Raw genomic sequence first — 19310 nt, forward strand, 5'->3', positions numbered from 1 at the left:
TTGTTGATGCATGGAATAATAAATGAAAGATTTTTATCAGCCTCTAAATTAAGTTTTTAATTTTATACTATGTATATTGACAGGTTTATTTATTTAATTTAAACTCTTTATAAATAGACTTAATAAAGTAACTTTATAAAGTTGGGAGAGAAAGTTATGAGCACTGTAAATACTAATTTACAAAAAGAAATTAATTTAAATAAGCTGAGAAATGCATTTAAATTCAAAAAGATAGCATCAAAGCCACAATTAGCAGAACTAACAGGTTTAAGTGTAGTAACAATTAATTCTTTAGTTAGTATACTTGTTGAAAATGGGGAAGTAATAGAAGATGTAATAATGCCGTCCAATGGAGGAAGACCAGCAACAGCCTATAGATTTAATAATGAATTTAGTTTGGCATTAGTTATTTATATGTATGAGCAAAATTCTCAAGATACAGTATTTATATGCGTTTCAGATTTATATGGGGAAATTGTAGATAAAATTGAGAAAAAAATGACTGAAATAAAAAGGGATAGTTTTGATAACTTGATAGAGAAAATGGTTTTAAAATATCCCAATATAAAAGTAATAAGTTTTGGCATGCCAGGAGAAGAAGTAGATGGAAGATTATTGATTAGTGATTATAAGGAACTAAAAGATCAATATTTCACCACTTATATTAAAGAGAAATTTAATTTGCCAGTCATATTTGAAAATGATATAAATGCAGCTATTGAAGGATATTGCAGTTCTCATGGGGTAACAGAAAGTCAATGCGTAATAGGAATATATTTTCCAAGCAAATATCCTCCTGGAGCTGGAATTTATATTAATGGAGGTATTTACAAAGGTAGAAATGGGCTTGCAGGTGAAATTAAATATCTTCCACTAGGTATAGATTGGGAAGATTTCGATTTTGATAAAGATCAAATGAAAGAAATAATTTTGAAGACATTATTGGCTTTTTCATGTATGTATAATCCAGATATTATAGTTTTATATGGTGATGAAATAAGTGATAATATTATTTCAGAATTTAAAATTAAATGCAGCTCTGAAATTGAAAAAATTATGATTCCAAAAATAATTATTTCTAAGGAATTAAATCATGATTTTGAAATTGGAATAAAGCAGCTTGCTTTAAATTATTTAGAACCGAAGATAAAGCTGTAAGGATCAATTAAATGTATGTTGATGGATTATATATCTTCATGCACACTTTATAAAGAGGGTTTATAAAGTTGTGACAATAAAACTTAACATTAAAAAGTTAAGAGAAAGAAACTAGTCTACATTTAGCAATAATATTAAATATAAAATGAAAAAGGAGAGAATTATAATGAGTTATATTGATTTACACATGCATTCATATTGTAGTGATGATGGAGAATTTAAGCCAAAGGAATTGGTTGATTTATGCTTGGAAAATAAAATAAAATATTTTTCTATTGCAGACCATAATAGTGTAAATGGAATAAAGGAAGCAAAAGAATACTGTATTGGCAAGGATATTGAAATTATTCCAGCAATAGAGCTAGATTGTTCTATTGGTAAAGTTAATTTGCATGTTTTGGGTTATGGAATTAATTATGAGAATAAAATATTTCATGAAATTGAAGAAAATATTATACTTCAGGAACAAACAGCATCAAAAAAGCGTATGAAATTGATTCGTGAATTAGGTATAGAATTTTCAGATGAGGTTATAGCTTCCTTAGCTAGAAATGGAGTAGTTAATGGTGAAATGATTGCTGAAGCGGCAATGGAATTTGATAAGGAGCATAAAAATCCATTACTTATGCCATATTATGAAAATGGTTCAAGACATGATAATCCATATGTTAATTTTTACTGGGATTACTGTGCTCAAGGGAAACCAGCTTATGCAGAAGTGAAGTATATAGACTTAGAGGAAGCAATTAAAATTATAAAAGAAAGTGGTGGTATACCAGTCCTTGCCCATCCTGGAAACAATGTTAAAGAAAATATAGACTTATTGAAAGATATTATTTCTTGTGGTATTAAGGGACTAGAAGTTTATAGCAGCTATCATAGTAAAGAGCAAGTGGCATTTTATAAGGAATTTGCCTTAAAAAACAAATTGCTTTTAACATGTGGTAGTGACTTTCATGGAAAAACTAAACCTAGCATTTCTATTGGTGGAACAGATTGTGAAGGCAAAGAGGATATTATCATGTCCGAATTAGAGGAGTTTATAAATTTATAGTATATAGTGAATTGAAGATAGATGATAAAATACACTATTAATACAAAAGGTGGAATAAATATTAAAGTAGAGTTACTAAAGTTTAATAGTGCAAATCTAGTGTTTATTGGGTTAGTCATTCATTATTCAACATTAATCATTAATTAAAATTAACTTGGTTTATTAGAAACTAGTACAGAGAGTTATGTTAATAAAAGTAATACCTAGTTATAATAAATTTATAACCAGTAGTGAAAATTATATAAATAAAGATGAAGATAAAAAAGGAGAAAAAAGATATGAATCAAAAAGAAAGAATGTTAGCGGGATTACCATATAAGGCTTGGTTAGATGGACTTAGTGAAGAAAGAACAGAAAATAAGTTGAAAATACATGAATATAATTTACTTCGTCCAGATGAAAAAGATAGGATGAGTGAATTGCTTAAAGATATACTTGGAAAGGCTCGAGATAATGTTTTTATAGAGCAACCATTTCACTGTGATTATGGCAAAAATATTGAGGTGGGCAAAAACTTTTTTGCTAATTACAATTGTATAATCTTAGATGTTGGAAAGGTAATAATAGGAGATAATGTTATGTTTGCACCTAATGTATCAATATATACAGCAGGACATCCAGTTCATCCAGATTCCAGAAATTCAGGTTATGAGTATGGAATTGAAATAACAATAGGAGATAATGTCTGGGTAGGTGGAAATGTTGTAATAAATCCTGGCGTTCATATTGGAAATAATGTTGTAATTGGCTCGGGAAGTGTAGTTACAAAAGATATTCCAGATAATATGATCGCAGCAGGAAATCCATGTAAGGTTATTCGTGAGATTACAGACGAAGATCGCAAATATTATTATAGAAATAATGAATTTGATGTAGATGATTATAACATTTAGTTTTTTGGTAAATTAGAAATATTAAGATAGTGGTTGAAGTTGGTTCTTTGTATGGGTAAATAAACTGTGTAATTAATTTGATTTATAAATTAATAATGAATAGGTTAAGCATTAAGTATGTTTACCCGTAAAAGGAACCAACTCTAATTGATAATATTAATTTATTCAAGTTATTTATTATCTTCAAAAAGAAAATTATAATACATTGAAATATCTACAACCTTAAATATATAGCATAATAATTTTAATCATCAATAATTGTAAGTCCCCACTTTTTCAATTCTATAAAAGCAGTTTCTAAGCTTTTACCTTTTTCAGTTAATTCATACTCTACTTTTGGTGGGATTTCTGGATAAACAATTCTTTTTACTAGCCCAAATTTCTCTAATTCACGTAGTCTAAGAGAAAGGGTTTTAGGACTGATGCCTTCTAAAGAACGTAATAAATCCCCAAATCTTATTGTTCCATCTATTAATAAATCTCTTATTATTAAAAATGTCCATTTGCTACCTATGATGTTTATTGCAGCTTCAATAGGACATTTTTCATTTGGATTTCCTCGTTCAAGTTTGATTTCTGACATAAATAAAACTCCTTTCAGATATTGATTTCTCGTAATACTTACTTTTTTGAAATTAGGTGAAAAAAATATCACTACTTTTTAAAATATAGTATAGATGATACAATTGCAACAAGCAAGAAAATTATATAAAAAAGGAGATTTTAATTATGAATACTTTTAAAAACTATACTATAAAAAATTTGAACTTAAACAACAGAATTGTTATGCCACCAATGTGTATGTACTCTTCTGATGAGACTGGTATGGCAAAGGATTTTCACTATACTCATTATGTTACTAGAGCTATTGGTTCAGTGGGTCTTATAATAGTAGAATCTACAGGAGTAATTGAAAATGGAAGAACAACAGATAATGATTTAGGAATTTGGGATGACAAGCATATAGATGGATTGAAAAAAATTGTTGACGGTGTAAAAGAGTATGGCTCAAAAATTGCAATACAATTAAATCATGGTGGAAGAAAATATACAGGAACAGCTAGTCAGGTAGTAGCTCCAAGTGCAATTAAATTTGATGAAAAAAGTACATTGCCAAAGGAACTAACAAAAGATGATATTAAAGAAATTATATTAAACTTTAAAGAAGCAGCTAAAAGAGCAGATAAATCAGGTTTCGATGCCATAGAAATACATGGGGCACATGGTTATTTGATACATGAATTTTTATCACCATTAACTAATTTAAGACAAGATGAATATGGTGGAGATGTAAAAAATAGAACTAGATTTCTTAAAGAAATACTAAATGCTGTAACAGAGGTTTGGCCTAAAGAAAAAGCAATTCTCCTTAGAGTATCAGCTTATGATTATAAAGATGGCGGAATAACACTTAATGATATGGTTGAAATAGTAAATGAAATAAAAGAATATATTGATATAGTGCATGTAAGTACTGGAGGCTTACTTCCAGCAGGAATTAATGCATATCCAGGATACCAAGTGAATTTTGCAAGCACAATTAAAGAAAAATGTAACATTCCTACAATAGCTGTTGGTTTAATTACAGATGTTAACATGGCGGAAGAAATAATATCCAATGATAGAGCGGATTTAGTTGCAATTGGCAGGGAACTTTTGAGAAATCCATATTTTATATTAAACGAAGCAAAAATTAGAAACTTAGATTTTGATTATCCAGAGCAATATCAAGGTGCTTTCAAATAACATTTTAGTAAGTATAAGTTTTATTTAAATTCTAAATTAAGGGATTAAATGATATTAGGGTTTTAATCTTAATATCATTTAATCCCTTTTATAAATTTAGAGGTCATAATAAGTATTGGCTTTTTATAGGAGAGTTGTACTTTTAATAAGTGCTGAGTTTTGAATATAATTTGAATTTATATGAATAATCAGGACTTTTTTTCAAGCTTACAGCATACCTTCCATTTTCATCTGTAAATATACAGCCTATTGTTTTTTCTTCATTAGTAGTTTTATCTATTCTAATTATTTCGATGCCAGCGTTAGGTACTGGGTTACCTTGAGGATCTTTTACGATACCATCAATCATTGAACTTTTGAAGTTATCAATATATAATTTTATATTTGTACAAGGATGATTATATAAATAAGATCCTTTAATCTTTATTTTATTTTTATTCATTGTTTTGACTCCTTAATTAATATTTTTAAGGTCTTTAACTCTAGCTTTTATAAATTACTATATTTTAATTTAATTTTGCATATGAATTGTTGTTAGATTATATTAAGAAGTTAAATTTTTATTATAAAAGAGCAGCAGAAATACTGTTGCTCCCATTAATTCAAATCAGAAAATATTACTTTGTTATATCAAAAGTCATATAATATGAGCCACCTGCAGTTAAGTTAGTACTTGTAAAAGTTACTGTTATTATACCAGCAGTTGTAGTACTATCAACTGAATCATAAGCGATTTCGCTGGCAAAAGTGTCTGAAGTAGAGAATTTGAAAGTAGCATCTATATATTTATAAGTTGCTGGAAGAGTTATATTTAAAACTGTTTTTCCAGTTGGAGCTGGTTTATCAGATGCAACTAGTCCAGTTATATCATATATTGAACCTAAAGTAGGAATAGTAAAATTATCATATACACGTTGTTGAGCGCTAATACTTGCTGCCATATATTTTCACCTCTGTTTATATTTAAATTACGATTTAGCTTATAATACATAGTATTCAAAATATCACATAATGTGAAAAAACTATTTAAGAGATTTTGTGTAGTGGGTTATAAGCTTCTACAATAAAATCACAAAATCTAAATTTATAAATATCTATATAAAAAGCAAACTTACCTTGCTTATTTGTAGCAGTATAAGCTATTTTTTTTGTAACATTCCCATAATATTTACTTTTATATTTTATATATAATATAATAATTGAATTGGATACTGGCTTACCATTATGGTCAAAAACACGACCACATAATATCCTTAAATTATTTCTATTAGTAGAGTTTATCATATTTTTATCTCCTTATTATATTATTAAAAACTAATATAATCGGCTGTTAGTTTATAACTATAATTATTTTTTATTAGGAAGTTGATGCTATAATTACCGTACTCATCTGTAAATGAAGAGCCTAATAGAGACTCCTTGGCAAAATCATCTATTTCGAAAATTTGAATGCTTACAAAATGAGGAATAGCTGCATCTAGTTTTATTGAACCTTTGATCATAGCTATTTTAGGTTCCTCGTATTGTAAATCTATAGTATAGTTTTGGGATGATTTCATGGGAGTAAATATCTTTGAAATAGAGGGATAAAATTTATTTCCCTGTCTATATTTTGCTAAATTTTCTTTTGAGGAATCTTTACTATAAATTGTCATGGTGTCTATTTTGTAAACAAAACCTGGCTCCAAAATGCCAATTGTACCATCACCATTATATTTTCTTGGTGGCGTTGCTCCTGTTATATTGTAAGCAACTCCAGTTTTGTCCAGAGTGAAAGAAAGGGATACTCTATAAGTAGGTTTCATTTGGATCATTCCTTTGTAACGCTTTTTTGCAAGATTATTTCATAGTATACAATTAATATATGGTTAAGTTAAATTAGATGTTAATATTTTGGGGTTAAAATATTTATAGTAAGAAATGTTAAAGAATTTTTAGGGAGAGAATAGTTATAAATATTCTTTCAATTGTATTAACTTAAATAGGTTTATATAATTTTGGTAAGGCAAATTAATAATAATAGATTCAAAATGAATGTATAGTATGGAAAGGTAAAAAAATGAAATTAGAAATAATAGCAGTTTACGAGAATTTAGAGGGTTATCTTTTGGAGATGGAAAAGGATAATGCAGATTACAACGCATTATGGGATAAGTATGCAATTGAGCCTTACTGGGAGAAAATTAGTCAATGGGCACCAATGGATATGTCTGATAGGAAGCCAAAGCCAATAAAGAATATATGTAAATTGAAACAACAGATTAAAGTATTGAAAGAAATGAATCTTGAGGTGATTAGGGAGGAATTTATACGAGTGGCAGATGTACTCCAAAATTATGATGATGATACAATTGTAGTTGCAATTTATCCTCTTGATGATGAAAATAATAATGCTAAGGAATTGCAAAATGGTGTCCAAGGAGTTAATGTATTTGGCAATATTATAATACGGGTTAATCCATTTGCTAAAGATTATTTTAAATGGATTCTATATGTATTTGCACATGAATATCATCATACTGTATGGGGAAATTATTGGCATGTAGTTCATGGTGGGGCCGCAGGGAGTTTTATAGAAGCACTATTAATAGATGGACAAGCTGATTTGTTTGCTAAAAGTATTTATCCTCAATTAAATCCAACATGGATTTCACAAATATCTAAAGAGCAGGAAAAGGAATTGTGGGATAAACATTATTCAAAATTGTTATATGAGACAGATTTTGATTATGTAAAGTATATGTTTGGTAATGAAGAATTAGGATTACCTTGGTGCGCAGGTTATTTTTTTGGATATAAGATTATGGAGAGCTTTAGAAAGTTTTATCCTAAAATCAGCTTTAAAAATATCCTTGAATTGAAGCCAGAGGAAATTTTCCAAATGAGTAAATATAATTTATAAAGAATTAAATGATGGAATTTTAATATTTGACTTTATCCAATGTTGGGTGTATTATAAAAACATAACCAACATTGGATAAAGAGGTGAGAAACATAATTAAAGTATTAATATTATATTATCTAAGCATAAAATCTACACATGGATATGAAATTCAAAAATTTATCCAAACAAATCAAATGGATAAATGGACGAAAATTCAATCGGGATCAATATATTATGCATTAAATAAGCTTGAAAAAGAGGGACTAATTGTTTTAGTAGAGGAAATTGGTTCAGGCTCAAAAGCCAGAAAAATCTATAAAATAACTGATAAGGGTAGAGAAGAATTAAAGGAACTTGTAAAAAATGAAATGGCCAATGAGGTGTTTCCATGTGGTTCTGATAAATTTATTATTTATCCATTATTAAATACACTGGATAAAGAAACTATGATTTCTATTATAAATGATCATATTAGCGGCTTGAAAGATAAAATAACCTATTTAAAAAAATGGCAGAAGATAAAAGTTAATAAGCAAAGTCTTGCTGTTGAAAGAATTTCTTTTGAAATGATGATTAACAATCTTGAATATCAAGTTAAATGGCATGAGGCGCTTATTGATGAGATGGATAAATGTATTGCTACAAGTAATGAAATCTCAAATCTCATTTCAAAATTTGATTTTTCTAATGCTGAAACAATAGAAGCTTCAACCAATGATTCAATTGAGAGTTTAAAACAGGAAATCTTAAATAATCCAGAAACTGCTTCAGAAAAATTAGAAGAACTAATTAAAAAATTAAGTAAATAATATTAGGGAGCTGTTGCATTAAGGCCTAAAGCTATACTGTGTTTTGATTTTAAAATCAAAAATACATTTTAGTTTTATTCTGTATACTATAGCTCCAAATTAATAAAGTGACTATCCAACATTGGATAGTGAAGTGGAGGGAGAAATAATGAAAATAGTTATATTAATGGGAAGTCCAAGAAAGCAAGCTGGTTTAAAAGTCTGCAAAGAAATTGAAGGAAGGCTAGGAATAAACAATAATATTTATGATTATATATTCTTAAAGGATTATGAAATCCAAGATTGCAAAGGTTGTGGGCTATGTTTTAAGAAGAGCGAAAAATTATGCCCATGCAAGGATGACTTAACCCTAATAAGAAATAAGCTCCTAGAGGCTGATGGAATTATTTTTGCTACACCCGTATATGCATATCAAGTCCCAGCACCTCTAAAAAGAATTATTGATAGAATGTCATTTTTATTTCATCGCCAAGAATTAGTGGGGAAGCCTGCAATGATTGTAGTTACCAGTGATGGTGGCGGGCATAAGCAGGTGAGTAAATATATGAAGATGACTGCAAGTGGTTGGGCTTGTGATTTAATAGGAATAATAAATGTTATTTCTCCAATGTACTTTGATGATGGGAAGAACGATTCCCCTTGGGGTTACAATGAAATTTATCATAATAAGGCAGAATTAAGAATTCAAAAGCTTACAAGCAAATTTAAACAAGCTATTGAAAGGAAAAATAGAAAAATTCCTTCTTATTATGATTTGTTTATGTTTAATTGTTTACGGACTAAGACTTTTACTTCTAAAGCTGACTATGATTTTTGGAAGGAAAAAGCTTGGCTAAATTCAGATTATTTTTATGATACAAAGATAGATCCCTTAAAAAAATTATTTGGAGCAACATTGAGGTTAATTATTGATTTAATGGGTAGAAGGTTGAAAAATAAGATTGTATAATTGCACTTTAAGGAAACTATTCACCACACTTTTCTTCGGAATATAATAAAAACGCTGTATATTTCAAAACATTAATAGTTTGATGAAATAAGTAAAGAGATTAATATGCGTGTATTATCAATTAAAAAATATTTTATGGTACCACAATATTCAAAATGAATTTGTGGTATTTTTATGTTTGTAATACTACAGTATATGTAGATAGGGCTCAGTAAATTATAAAAATGTTCTTTGTGAATTGAATAATACGATTTTTACAAAATATGCTATAATTAATATAGAATAGTAAAATATTATATGCCTGTTACTAGTATTCGTTGGAAGGAATGATGAGGTAAAATGCTAAATAGTCAATTAGATAATTATCAAGTTGAAGCATGGGACACGCTTCAACATCTTTTTAAAGTTAAAAATATCAATGACCATACGTTGCATTTTGTAGCAAAACTTTCGAAAAGGCTTGATTTAGAACGTTTTAAAAAGGCTGTGAACCTCTCGGCAGATGCTTTTCCGCTGATTAGGAGCAGTTTCAATGAAACCAAAAATAAATCTTATTGGGAAGATAAGGCATATACAGTCGATGATATGCTGAAGATTTTAGAAACATCAAATATTGATGAAAATGTTAATGAATTTATTTGTAAAGAAATCGATGCTTTTAAAGGTCCACAACTGAAGATTGAAATTATTCGAGATGATAAAAATGATACGCTTTGTGTTTTAATCAATCATATGCTATGTGATGCTGCTGGATTTAAGGAATATCTTTATATGCTCAGTCACATTTACTCTAATATTGATGAGAACCCATATAACATTACATCACCAATGGCTAATAGAAAGATAAGTCAAATATTGAAGAAATTTTCGGTGCGTGAAAAGTTAAAAATAATGTTCAGTAAAAATGATATGTTTTCCCTTGATCAGGCTAAGTTCAAACTTGAGGGGGATCTGAGCAATCCTTTTATTGAGATTCGGACGATTTTAAAAGAGGATTTTTGCAAAATTAAAGCTTATGCTAAAAAAAATGCTGCTACAGTGAACGATGTTATCCTTACAGCTTATATACGTGTCCTTTTTCAAATATTTAATCGTGTTGTTGCTACAACATGTACCATGGACATGAGAAAATATCTTCCTAATCGTAGAGCAGAGGGTATTTGCAATTTATGTACTAATCTCACCTGCAATATAGGTTTAGAAATTGGCACAAATTTTGAGCAAACCCTTATTAAAGTAAAAAAAGCGATGGATAAGGAAAAATCAAATATTGCCTCTATTAAGAGCATCAACCTATTAGAAAGACTTTTTGATATACTTCCATATAAGATGGCAAAAGACATTATAGAAAAGAGATTCGCTAATCCATTGATTGCATTTACCAATATTGGGATAATTGACAAAACAAGACTTGCTTTTGGGGAAGTTGAAATTGCTGAAGCTTATATGACTGGTTCAATCAAATATAGTCCCTATTTTCAGTTAGCTATTTCAACGTTTGATGACCAACCAACACTGAGTGTTAACCTCTATGGATCACAATATGACAGAAATATAATATCATTATTTTTAGATAAACTTGTTCAAGAGTTAAATGATATTATGTGATTATTATGCTAAATACGGCTTAATATAAAATATTAAACTTTTCAAACAAAAAGCCTTTCGTTTGCTTTACTTAATATATTAATTTTTATATGAGGTGTGAAGGATATGGAAAATAAATCTTTAAGATTACGCATAGCAAATTTAACAGGTATTATTTCTATTGGTATTCCTGTAATTATTTTTATGTTTATACTAAATTGGTTTTTCAAAATAACCCCTTACCAAAAGTTAGAGGGTTTGCCATTAATGATAACACCTTTAATATGTCCTATTGCAATTGTTTTAGCTATTATTTCAAGAATAATATTAGTTAATAAGTTTTGGAAGATAAGTGTAATTATTAATATAGTTCTATTTTTACTACCTTTTTTATATTGGTATTTAGGTACAATTTTTTTTGGCGTCTAAGAAAATTGTGAATTACATTAAACTGTAAAGTCGTATTATCAAGAGATTGATTCTGCGATTTTTTTATGCACTATAATAGTAAGATGCGTAAATATAAGGTATCATTTGGTGAGTTTATAGATTAAAAAGTACAATATTAAATTCAATAATGAGCTATATTTTAATCACTTATAGATTATATATGATTCAAAGGAAAGAATAGTTATAGTTATTCTTTCCTTTGAATCTATTTACATTTATACTTATAATTTTATTATGTGTAAATGCGAGTAAAGCTAAAATTCAAATATCACATTAATTAATAGAATACTTATATTTATTAATATTATTAATCGATAATCCTTTAATATAATAAATTTAATATTATCTAAAACAAGGGGGAGAATTTATGGAGGAATGTATAAAAAAGAAGTTAGATGAAAGAAATAATACAATAATTGAAGCAATTATTAAAAAGGCAAAAGTTGTATGTCCTGGAGCAATTGCTTTAATAGGAATTGCAGGTTCCTTTCATTCTGGTGACATATATGAAAAATCTGATTTAGATTTATGTATAGTTATTAATGATGGTAGTGGTTGGAAAATAGCATCATGTTTTATTTTAGAGGATGTGGCCTTTGATATATACTGTACTCCTTGGGAAAGGCTTGAGGAAATGTCAGAATATAATAATCCATATGTTACAAAATTACTTGAACTAGATATTGTATATTGTGATGATGAGAAATATATGCAAAAATATATGGAATTAAGATCAAAAGTTACAAGTAAATTAAATGAAGAATATTCAATAAAAGATAATGAGAAAGCTGAAAAATTTGTTGATGATGCAAGTAAAGAATATGCAAATATAATGCTCAGTAATAATTACGGAGAATGCAGATATGCAGTAGCGGAGATGTTATATTATATAGAGTTTGCTATTTATATGTATAATAAGGCATATATTAAAAGAGGTATTAAAAGAATTCCTGAAGAAATTTCTACAATGAAACATCTACCAATGGAGTTTAATAAGTTATACTCCGATTTAATTAAAGCAGATAGTGTTGAAAATTCTAAAGAAGTAGCAACAATGTTAATGAAAACTCTAAAAGAATTTGCAAAGGAAATGAAGAATAAAGTAATTTCAAAAAAGGAAATCTCAGAAGAGGATATTAAAGGCACTTATGAAGAAATTTATTCTAATTGGAAAAATAAAATGTATCATAGTGCTGATAAAGGAAATGCTTATTTATCTCTTATGACTGCTGCAAGCTGCCAACAATTTTATGATGAGATGTATAGCCAGTATAATATTGACAGGATAGACCTTATGAAAAATATAACATCAAATAACTTGAATTTTATGGCAGAAATGTTTGACAATGCAATGGAGGAATATAAAAAGAACTATGACAAATTAGGTGCTGAAATTAAATATTACAAAAGCTTGGAGGAATTCGAAGAAATGTATTTAGGAGAAGTTAAATAATAAAAATGTTCTTTAAAAATTGAAGGTTGCTATATTTATCAAACATGCTATAATAGCTATAATATTAATGGAAATTTATGGAGGTTGATTTTATATGGATAAAGCAATTGAAGATTATATTGAAAAATTCAGCGAAGAAATAAAAAAACTTTTTTATCATATGCGGGAACTTGTTATTAAAAGTGTTCCTTGTGAAATTGAAGAAAAGTTATGGGCAAAATTACCTAGTTTTTATGTAGGAGAAAAATTTATTCGAATTATACCCTTTAAAGATCATATAAATATTGAAGCAGTGGCTATTATGAAACATAAACACCAATTAGAACAATTTAAGTTAACACCAAAAGGCATGCTGCAGATTTATCTTAATCAGGAGATACCAAGCGAGATTTTAACTGGAATTTTCAATGAAACACTTATTGGATAAATTCATAATTATATATAAATAAAAGCTCAGATTAAACTAAGATGAGCTTTTATTTTTACTTTACAAAAGAATATATGTTCGATATAATTGATTCTAAAGAACGTACGTTTGGGAAATCTGAATGTTAACTAAAGGATAAAAAATGCAGTAGAAGCGTTAGAATAGAAAAATAAGCTAAATGAAATGGGTGGGCGTTTTGGAAGAACTAAATAATGAATTTACTGAAATAAAATCTGATTTTAGAGGAAGGTTTGAAGGGGGAAATACAAATTTAATTAATTTATTAGAGAAATATTTAGAAAAGAATTATTATGAATTTTATAATGAAAATAATTTAAATATTGTTTTTCAAAAAGCTAGGGAAGACAAAAATATTGAAATAAAAATAGTGGATACTATTAGCAAATTTATTTTAAATTGAAATCTCAATAAAAAAAACTAAAGCAAATTTATGATAGGAAATGTAATAATTTCTTGAGATTAACAAGTTTTTTGTTTTATAGTATTAACTTGGAAAGAACAATTATATTAATTCTTTCCTTTGAATATATGTATATTTACATCTATAATTTTATTATATGTAAATGAGAATAAAGCCAAGATTTAAATATAACATTGCTTAATGGAATGTTATAAAATTTGCATAAATAGCAAATTGTGAAATGATTTTATTCAAGTATATTTGGGAAGGAAGGATAATGATGATAACTTTTCGTTTGTTCAAAGAAAATTATGTGGAAAAGATTGGTAGCTTTTTTGGTTACTTTGCAAAATCTAATATTGAAGTTAATAGCTGCCGCAAGGTAGCGTGGGACTGCTTTTCAAAACATCCCTGTTTTGAAATGTTTCATCCTGAAAAAATTGGTATATGGGAAGATGAAGGTGAAATAGTAGGAGTAGTTAGGCTTGAAAGTCCTTGGGATGGAGGAGTGTTTATAGATGTTAAACCTGAATATGAAGAGCTTCATGGCCAGTTGATACACTATGCTGAAGAATCCTTTGCAGGTATAGATGATGCTGGCAATAAATACTTAAATGTATTTCTGCGTGAGTCGGACAAGCTGGAAGAAGCATTAAAGGCAAATGGATATAGCAGAGGCGGAGGAATGAAAATGTTTTCTTTCGATCTAACTGAGGCAATACCTACTGCCGAAATTCCATCAGGATTTCAGCTAAAATCTCTTGAAGAAGTATACAGTTTTGATAAATTAAATGAACTGTTATGGAGGGCTTTTAATTATGATGGGGAGCCACCTGCTTTCGATGATGATGTCTATTTACCTATAAAGCATGCATGGTTAGATTACAAACGAGATATATGTATTGCTGCAATAGCTCTAGACAATAGTTATGCAGCATTTTGTGGCATGTGGTTTGATGAAGATACAAAATCAGTTTTTATTGAGCCGCTGGCAACTGCAGAAAAGTATAGAAATAATGGTCTTGCAAGAGCTTGTATATATAAGTCAATGGAAATATGCAAAAGCCTTGGTGCAAAAATTGTTTATGTTGAACCAGATGATATAGCCTTGGAATGGTATAAAAAGATAGGTTTTAAAGAGGCATTTAAAGGTTATTGCTGGAATAAAAATAATATTTAAATATTATTTTTAAAAGCATTTATTGCTAAATTAATATATGATTTATATATGAATTTAGCAATATTTTTATATTTATAATTACCTAGTGTATAATCAAATAAATGGATATTTGTAAATTATTGTGAAGTAACAAAAGGGGGAAATAGTAAGATGAAAAAAGAATTTGGAAGTATGCCAATTAATTTAAAAGAAGAATGGGAGGGAGAGTTTTCAAGTTTTTCCTGGCAGGATTTTGTAACAGCTATCCCTTCAACATTATTTTTAGTTACAACATATAAAGATAATGAAAGAGAAAATGCTTGTCTACAATCTTGGTCAACCTTTGTTGGTGATGGAGGGGAGTTCATTTGTATTCTTGGTTCAGTATCAAAAAGAGGACATTTATATAAGAGTCTTTTGGATACAAAAGAGTGTGTATTAAATTTCCCATCAGCAGATATTTATAAAAAATGTGAGGAAACCATTATTCATAATGGATATGATGATGATGAAATAACCATGTCAGGTCTTACAGCAGAAAAAGCAATGACTGTATATGCGCCAAGGATTAAAGAGTGCTTTTTGAATATTGAATGTGAACTTTTGTGGGAAAAAGAACATTTTGAAGGATGTAGAGATGTAGTTGTTGCACTAAAGGCTAAACATATTTCAATGGATGAGGACTTTTTTGATGAAAACAATAAAGGCAGATATGGCAGAACAGGTCTTATGTATAATATTAATTCGCCAAAGAACCCTGAAACAGGAGAAACGTATGGAACTTGTTTTGGTGCAATAGAGAAATATAAATAATATATGTTGAAGATGCAAAATCAGTTTTGATTAAGGAATTAAGGAAAAGTCATGGTAAAATACCGAGTTTTTTTGTAGTAGAAAAATTCATTAGAATTATCCTGTCTATAAATTATCGCGTATTAAAGATTGCTTTTGGAGGATAAGTATATGAGCAAATATTTGTTTCAACAGGTAAGGGACGACTATTTCTCCACTCATTATGGAATATATGGCACTAACATTTATATGAATATTGATTGGAAGGAAGTTTTAGAAAGTTGTGCTCCAAAAGGTAATGGAACACTTATATTCAAAGACAGTGTGCCAATTGGTGGAATAATCATTCATAATAACCATTTTTCTTCACCTTTTTTAATTCCACCATTCTGCCACACAGAAGAATTTTGGCACACAGTTATAAATTATTCAAAGAAAAATAGTAAAAATGAAATTTTATATTTTGATAATATACCAGAGAGCCATGTTGATGCACTAATATCACTTGGAGCTACAAAAAGATGGGCTGAACGGAGGATGTATAGACCAACAGCTGAATTTAAAATAAAACTAAATGATGATTTTTATTTTACAACGCCAAAAGAAATTGATAAGGATGAAATAATACAGGTTGTGTATGAAGCCCATTTAAATGGACATACTTTCAAAGTATATGGAGATCCAGGTATTTCTTATACTGAAGGAGAAATCAATAGGCGTTTTGTTTTATTTTCACAGACCAACACACTACATTTTGGAACAATAGTTAAAACCAAAGATACAAACAAAATTATTGCTGTGTGCATAGCAGGAATTTATCCAGATTCCCAAAATAATTTTTCAACAATCAATCAGGTTTCTGTATTGCCAGAATATAGGAGGCAAGGCATTGCACAAGCAATGATGATGAATTCAATAAATATTGCACATACAATTTCTCCTGTTATTGGTTTAGGTGTTTTGGTTGGGAATCCAGCAGAATTGTTATATAAAAAACTTGGTTTCATTGAGGGACCACCATATTTTAGTTTGACATATGAAAAATTAGTATAATTTTTCTTTATATTTCTTTAAAAATTTAATAAAATAACAGATACTAGTATCTATGTACTAGTGTTAAATTATACTTATACTATTCAAACTAGAATTATAATGAAGCAATTGGTGGGGATATATATTATGATTACAAACGAATTAGTAATTAAAGGTATTGATTACATAATGGAGCATTTAGAAGAAGAAATTTCAATTGAAGAGGTTGCAGATCATTGCCATTTATCAAAATTTTATTTCAGTAGAGTTTTTAAGGCAGAAACAGGTGAAAGCATTTATGCTTTTATAAAACGATTAAAAATGGAACAAAGTGCTTTTAAACTTAAAACTGAAAAGAATAAATCTATTACGGATATTGGTTATGATTATGGATATAGTCCATCCAATTACAGCTCAGCATTTAAAAAGCAAAATAATATTTCTCCAGTTAAATATAGAAGTGACAAACATTTAGATTGGGTACTAAATCCTTTTTATAATGATAAGATTGCTAGATTTGAATCATTTGAAGAATATGACAAGCAAGTTAGTATACAGGAACTTGAGGATTTTAAGGTTATATATGAAAGATATATTGGAAATTATATTGAACTTAAGAATAACTGGCAGGATTTTTTAGAAAAGTATAAGGATTATTTTAAAGAAGACACTATTTTAATTGAAAGATCTTATGCTGATCCTACCTTTACTAGTGTAGATAAATGTTTATATGATATTTGTATGACAGTAGATAAAGATTGTGCTTTGGATAATATTACAACTATTTTAGGTGGCAAATATGCTGTTTATCGTTTTGATGGTTTTGTACAAGATATTTTTACTGTATTTCAAGGCCTATTTAATGTATGGCTGACAGAAAGTGGCTATGAAATGGATGAAAGATATGGTTTGAATATTTATAGAAACATTGACTGGGAAAATCTTAATGTTGTTATGGATTTATGTATACCAATTAAATAGAGCAAGAATTCAGAAGTTTATAAACAGACTTTCTAGTAAAATAAAAACTGTAGCAGGGATGTAGTTTTATTTTAAAGGAGTCTGTTTTTTGTTTTCATAAAATACGATGAATATAGAACTATTTTAATAAAAATACAAAGCTAGAATAAATTCAATTTAATGAATATACAATTAAAATCTAAATATAACATAAAAAATGGAGGAGTAAAAATGTTTGATATAAGAAAGATTCAAGAACAAGTTATTTACGGTGCAGTAAGAAGTGCAAGCAATGATCATATGGCTAAGGAAATAGTATATGGAAAAGATGAAGAGGCAAGAACAGAGGATAATTCTACATGGGTAAAAGCTACAATGAAGAGATTAGAAAACAATTTTGATAATATGACCATTAAGGAAATAAGAATGGGATGCCAGTGTGGATACGGAATGGATGGAAAATTAGAATTGGTGAAGTATCTAGTAAAATCTTCATCTAACATGAAGGAGTTTGGAAGTTTACCTAAGGCAAAAGCAGCAGGGTTATATTGTGAAGATGGAGAATTATATCTTCAATTTCATTCTTGTCCATGTCCAATGCTTGCAGAAGTGGATAGATTAGAGACAAATACTTGGTGTCAATGTACAACAGGTTATAGTAAAGTACTCTTTGAAAAAGCATTTGAGTGTAAAGTAGAAGTAGAGCTTTTAAAAAGCATAAAAATGGGGGATGATAAATGCCTTATGAAAATAATTCCACAAGGGACTATATGGAAATAAAATAATTTAGGGCGTACAATAAAAGAGTAGATTACTCTTAAGCAATTAAAATATACGTATATAAAATCCTAGAAAGAAGCTTAAGTGAATCAAGGTTTTAAAACTATGGAGTAAGCGAGGTTTTTCAATGAAGGAGAATACATATGATGATTTATTAATTAATCTTTTGAAAAGCAAAGAAATTTCTCTTGATAAGGAAAGTATATCATCATTGCAAAATATTTTTAAAATAAAATCAATAAAAAAAGATATGTTTTTTTTACAAGAGGGTGAAGAATCTAATGAAATAGGGATAATTGTTAAGGGGATTTTTCGTTCCTATTATGTTGATACTATAGGAAATGATATAACAAAATATTTTTATAAGGAAGGTGGAGTATTATTTTCCTATGCGGCATATCTGTGTAAAAAAGAGTCTATGTACTATATACAAGCTTTAGAAGATAGTGAGGTTCTTGTTGCTAAAATTTCGGATTTTGAGAAAATAGTAGAAGGAAATTATAAGTTACTTTTATTTTATAAAAAAATGATTGATGGTTTTCTTATGATGAAAGAAGAACATGCGATTAGTTTTAAATTATTAGATAGCATGGGACGTTATAAACAATTTCTTGATGTATATCCAGGATTGGAAAACCGACTTAAACAATGTCATATTGCTTCATATTTAGGAATAACTCCAGTATCACTTAGCAGAATAAGAAAAAAAATAAATCTTAACAAATGATAATGCAGTTAACCTCCAAGTGGTTTATT

General features: G+C 28.4%; 23 protein-coding genes. 18 read left to right on the top strand and 5 right to left on the bottom strand.

Features of this window, described 5'->3' with window-relative positions; all coding sequences use genetic code 11:
• The first annotated feature begins 156 nt into the window (after nucleotides 1-156).
• The 3 genes from GXK56_RS11560 to GXK56_RS11570 all read left to right on the top strand — a co-directional run bounded on the left by GXK56_RS11560 (nucleotide 157) and on the right by GXK56_RS11570 (nucleotide 3105).
• On the top strand, nucleotides 157-1158 hold the full coding sequence (locus GXK56_RS11560) for an ROK family protein (protein WP_160687617.1): 1002 nt from the start codon (nucleotides 157-159) through the stop codon (nucleotides 1156-1158).
• A 166-nt stretch (nucleotides 1159-1324) separates the two neighbouring features.
• Nucleotides 1325-2212: a PHP domain-containing protein gene (locus tag GXK56_RS11565; RefSeq protein WP_160687618.1), complete on the top strand. Its 888-nt coding sequence runs from the start codon at nucleotides 1325-1327 to the stop codon at nucleotides 2210-2212.
• Nucleotides 2213-2490: 278 nt separating this feature from the next.
• Nucleotides 2491-3105, top strand: coding sequence for a sugar O-acetyltransferase (locus tag GXK56_RS11570; protein ID WP_160687619.1), 615 nt, complete (start codon nucleotides 2491-2493; stop codon nucleotides 3103-3105).
• Between the two features lie 244 nt (nucleotides 3106-3349).
• Here GXK56_RS11570 and GXK56_RS11575 read toward each other — a convergent pair whose 3' ends face one another.
• Nucleotides 3350-3688: a helix-turn-helix domain-containing protein gene (locus tag GXK56_RS11575; RefSeq protein WP_160687620.1), complete on the bottom strand. Its 339-nt coding sequence runs from the start codon at nucleotides 3686-3688 to the stop codon at nucleotides 3350-3352.
• Nucleotides 3689-3834: 146 nt separating this feature from the next.
• Between GXK56_RS11575 and namA the strand changes: the two genes are divergently transcribed.
• Complete coding sequence (gene namA / locus GXK56_RS11580) at nucleotides 3835-4851, top strand: NADPH dehydrogenase NamA (RefSeq protein ID WP_160687621.1); 1017 nt, start codon at nucleotides 3835-3837, stop codon at nucleotides 4849-4851.
• Nucleotides 4852-4993: 142 nt separating this feature from the next.
• Here the strand turns inward: namA and GXK56_RS11585 are convergent, their stop codons facing one another.
• The 4 genes from GXK56_RS11585 to GXK56_RS11600 form a co-directional block, all read right to left on the bottom strand.
• Nucleotides 4994-5293, bottom strand: a complete 300-nt coding sequence (locus GXK56_RS11585; RefSeq protein ID WP_160687622.1) for a carboxypeptidase-like regulatory domain-containing protein — start codon at nucleotides 5291-5293, stop codon at nucleotides 4994-4996.
• A gap of 175 nt (nucleotides 5294-5468) precedes the next feature.
• The gene (locus GXK56_RS11590) at nucleotides 5469-5792 is read right to left on the bottom strand and encodes a hypothetical protein (RefSeq protein WP_160687623.1); all 324 of its coding nucleotides are present in this window, start codon (nucleotides 5790-5792) and stop codon (nucleotides 5469-5471) included.
• Between the two features lie 85 nt (nucleotides 5793-5877).
• Nucleotides 5878-6135: a hypothetical protein gene (locus tag GXK56_RS11595; protein ID WP_160687624.1), complete on the bottom strand. Its 258-nt coding sequence runs from the start codon at nucleotides 6133-6135 to the stop codon at nucleotides 5878-5880.
• Between the two features lie 23 nt (nucleotides 6136-6158).
• The gene (locus tag GXK56_RS11600) at nucleotides 6159-6656 is read right to left on the bottom strand and encodes a hypothetical protein (RefSeq protein ID WP_160687625.1); all 498 of its coding nucleotides are present in this window, start codon (nucleotides 6654-6656) and stop codon (nucleotides 6159-6161) included.
• A gap of 254 nt (nucleotides 6657-6910) precedes the next feature.
• On the opposite strand from GXK56_RS11600, the gene GXK56_RS11605 reads away from it, so the two are divergent.
• The 14 genes from GXK56_RS11605 (at nucleotide 6911) to GXK56_RS11670 (ending at nucleotide 19281) form a co-directional block, all read left to right on the top strand.
• Complete coding sequence (locus tag GXK56_RS11605) at nucleotides 6911-7753, top strand: DUF2268 domain-containing putative Zn-dependent protease (protein ID WP_160687626.1); 843 nt, start codon at nucleotides 6911-6913, stop codon at nucleotides 7751-7753.
• 71 nt (nucleotides 7754-7824) lie between these two features.
• Nucleotides 7825-8544 (top strand): PadR family transcriptional regulator, encoded by a 720-nt coding sequence (locus GXK56_RS11610; protein ID WP_243156095.1) that lies wholly within the window; start codon nucleotides 7825-7827, stop codon nucleotides 8542-8544.
• Nucleotides 8545-8692: 148 nt separating this feature from the next.
• A complete protein-coding gene (locus GXK56_RS11615) occupies nucleotides 8693-9493 on the top strand; it encodes an NAD(P)H-dependent oxidoreductase (protein ID WP_160687627.1) in 801 nt (266 codons plus the stop codon).
• A 339-nt stretch (nucleotides 9494-9832) separates the two neighbouring features.
• Nucleotides 9833-11101 carry a WS/DGAT domain-containing protein gene (locus tag GXK56_RS11620; RefSeq protein ID WP_160687628.1) on the top strand — a complete coding sequence of 423 codons (1269 nt, stop codon included), beginning with the start codon at nucleotides 9833-9835 and terminating at the stop codon, nucleotides 11099-11101.
• Between the two features lie 105 nt (nucleotides 11102-11206).
• Nucleotides 11207-11509 (top strand): hypothetical protein, encoded by a 303-nt coding sequence (locus tag GXK56_RS11625; RefSeq protein WP_160687629.1) that lies wholly within the window; start codon nucleotides 11207-11209, stop codon nucleotides 11507-11509.
• A gap of 388 nt (nucleotides 11510-11897) precedes the next feature.
• The gene (locus tag GXK56_RS11630) at nucleotides 11898-12983 is read left to right on the top strand and encodes a hypothetical protein (protein ID WP_160687630.1); all 1086 of its coding nucleotides are present in this window, start codon (nucleotides 11898-11900) and stop codon (nucleotides 12981-12983) included.
• 94 nt (nucleotides 12984-13077) lie between these two features.
• Nucleotides 13078-13410, top strand: coding sequence for a DUF1801 domain-containing protein (locus GXK56_RS11635; protein ID WP_160687631.1), 333 nt, complete (start codon nucleotides 13078-13080; stop codon nucleotides 13408-13410).
• A gap of 196 nt (nucleotides 13411-13606) precedes the next feature.
• The gene (locus GXK56_RS11640; RefSeq protein ID WP_202127870.1) at nucleotides 13607-13831 is read left to right on the top strand and encodes a hypothetical protein; all 225 of its coding nucleotides are present in this window, start codon (nucleotides 13607-13609) and stop codon (nucleotides 13829-13831) included.
• Nucleotides 13832-14108: 277 nt separating this feature from the next.
• Nucleotides 14109-15011 carry a GNAT family N-acetyltransferase gene (locus tag GXK56_RS11645; protein WP_160687633.1) on the top strand — a complete coding sequence of 301 codons (903 nt, stop codon included), beginning with the start codon at nucleotides 14109-14111 and terminating at the stop codon, nucleotides 15009-15011.
• Between the two features lie 150 nt (nucleotides 15012-15161).
• A complete protein-coding gene (locus GXK56_RS11650; protein ID WP_243156096.1) occupies nucleotides 15162-15803 on the top strand; it encodes a flavin reductase in 642 nt (213 codons plus the stop codon).
• A gap of 150 nt (nucleotides 15804-15953) precedes the next feature.
• On the top strand, nucleotides 15954-16835 hold the full coding sequence (locus GXK56_RS11655; protein WP_160687634.1) for a GNAT family N-acetyltransferase: 882 nt from the start codon (nucleotides 15954-15956) through the stop codon (nucleotides 16833-16835).
• A gap of 126 nt (nucleotides 16836-16961) precedes the next feature.
• Nucleotides 16962-17795, top strand: a complete 834-nt coding sequence (locus GXK56_RS11660; protein ID WP_160687635.1) for an AraC family transcriptional regulator — start codon at nucleotides 16962-16964, stop codon at nucleotides 17793-17795.
• A gap of 210 nt (nucleotides 17796-18005) precedes the next feature.
• On the top strand, nucleotides 18006-18554 hold the full coding sequence (locus GXK56_RS11665; RefSeq protein ID WP_160687636.1) for a DUF6144 family protein: 549 nt from the start codon (nucleotides 18006-18008) through the stop codon (nucleotides 18552-18554).
• A 127-nt stretch (nucleotides 18555-18681) separates the two neighbouring features.
• Nucleotides 18682-19281, top strand: a complete 600-nt coding sequence (locus GXK56_RS11670; RefSeq protein ID WP_160687637.1) for a Crp/Fnr family transcriptional regulator — start codon at nucleotides 18682-18684, stop codon at nucleotides 19279-19281.
• The last annotated feature ends 29 nt before the right edge of the window (nucleotides 19282-19310 follow it).

Origin of the sequence: Clostridium sp. C2-6-12, assembly GCF_009928485.1 — a bacterium.
In the GTDB taxonomy this organism is placed as follows: Bacteria; Bacillota; Clostridia; order Clostridiales; family Clostridiaceae; genus Clostridium.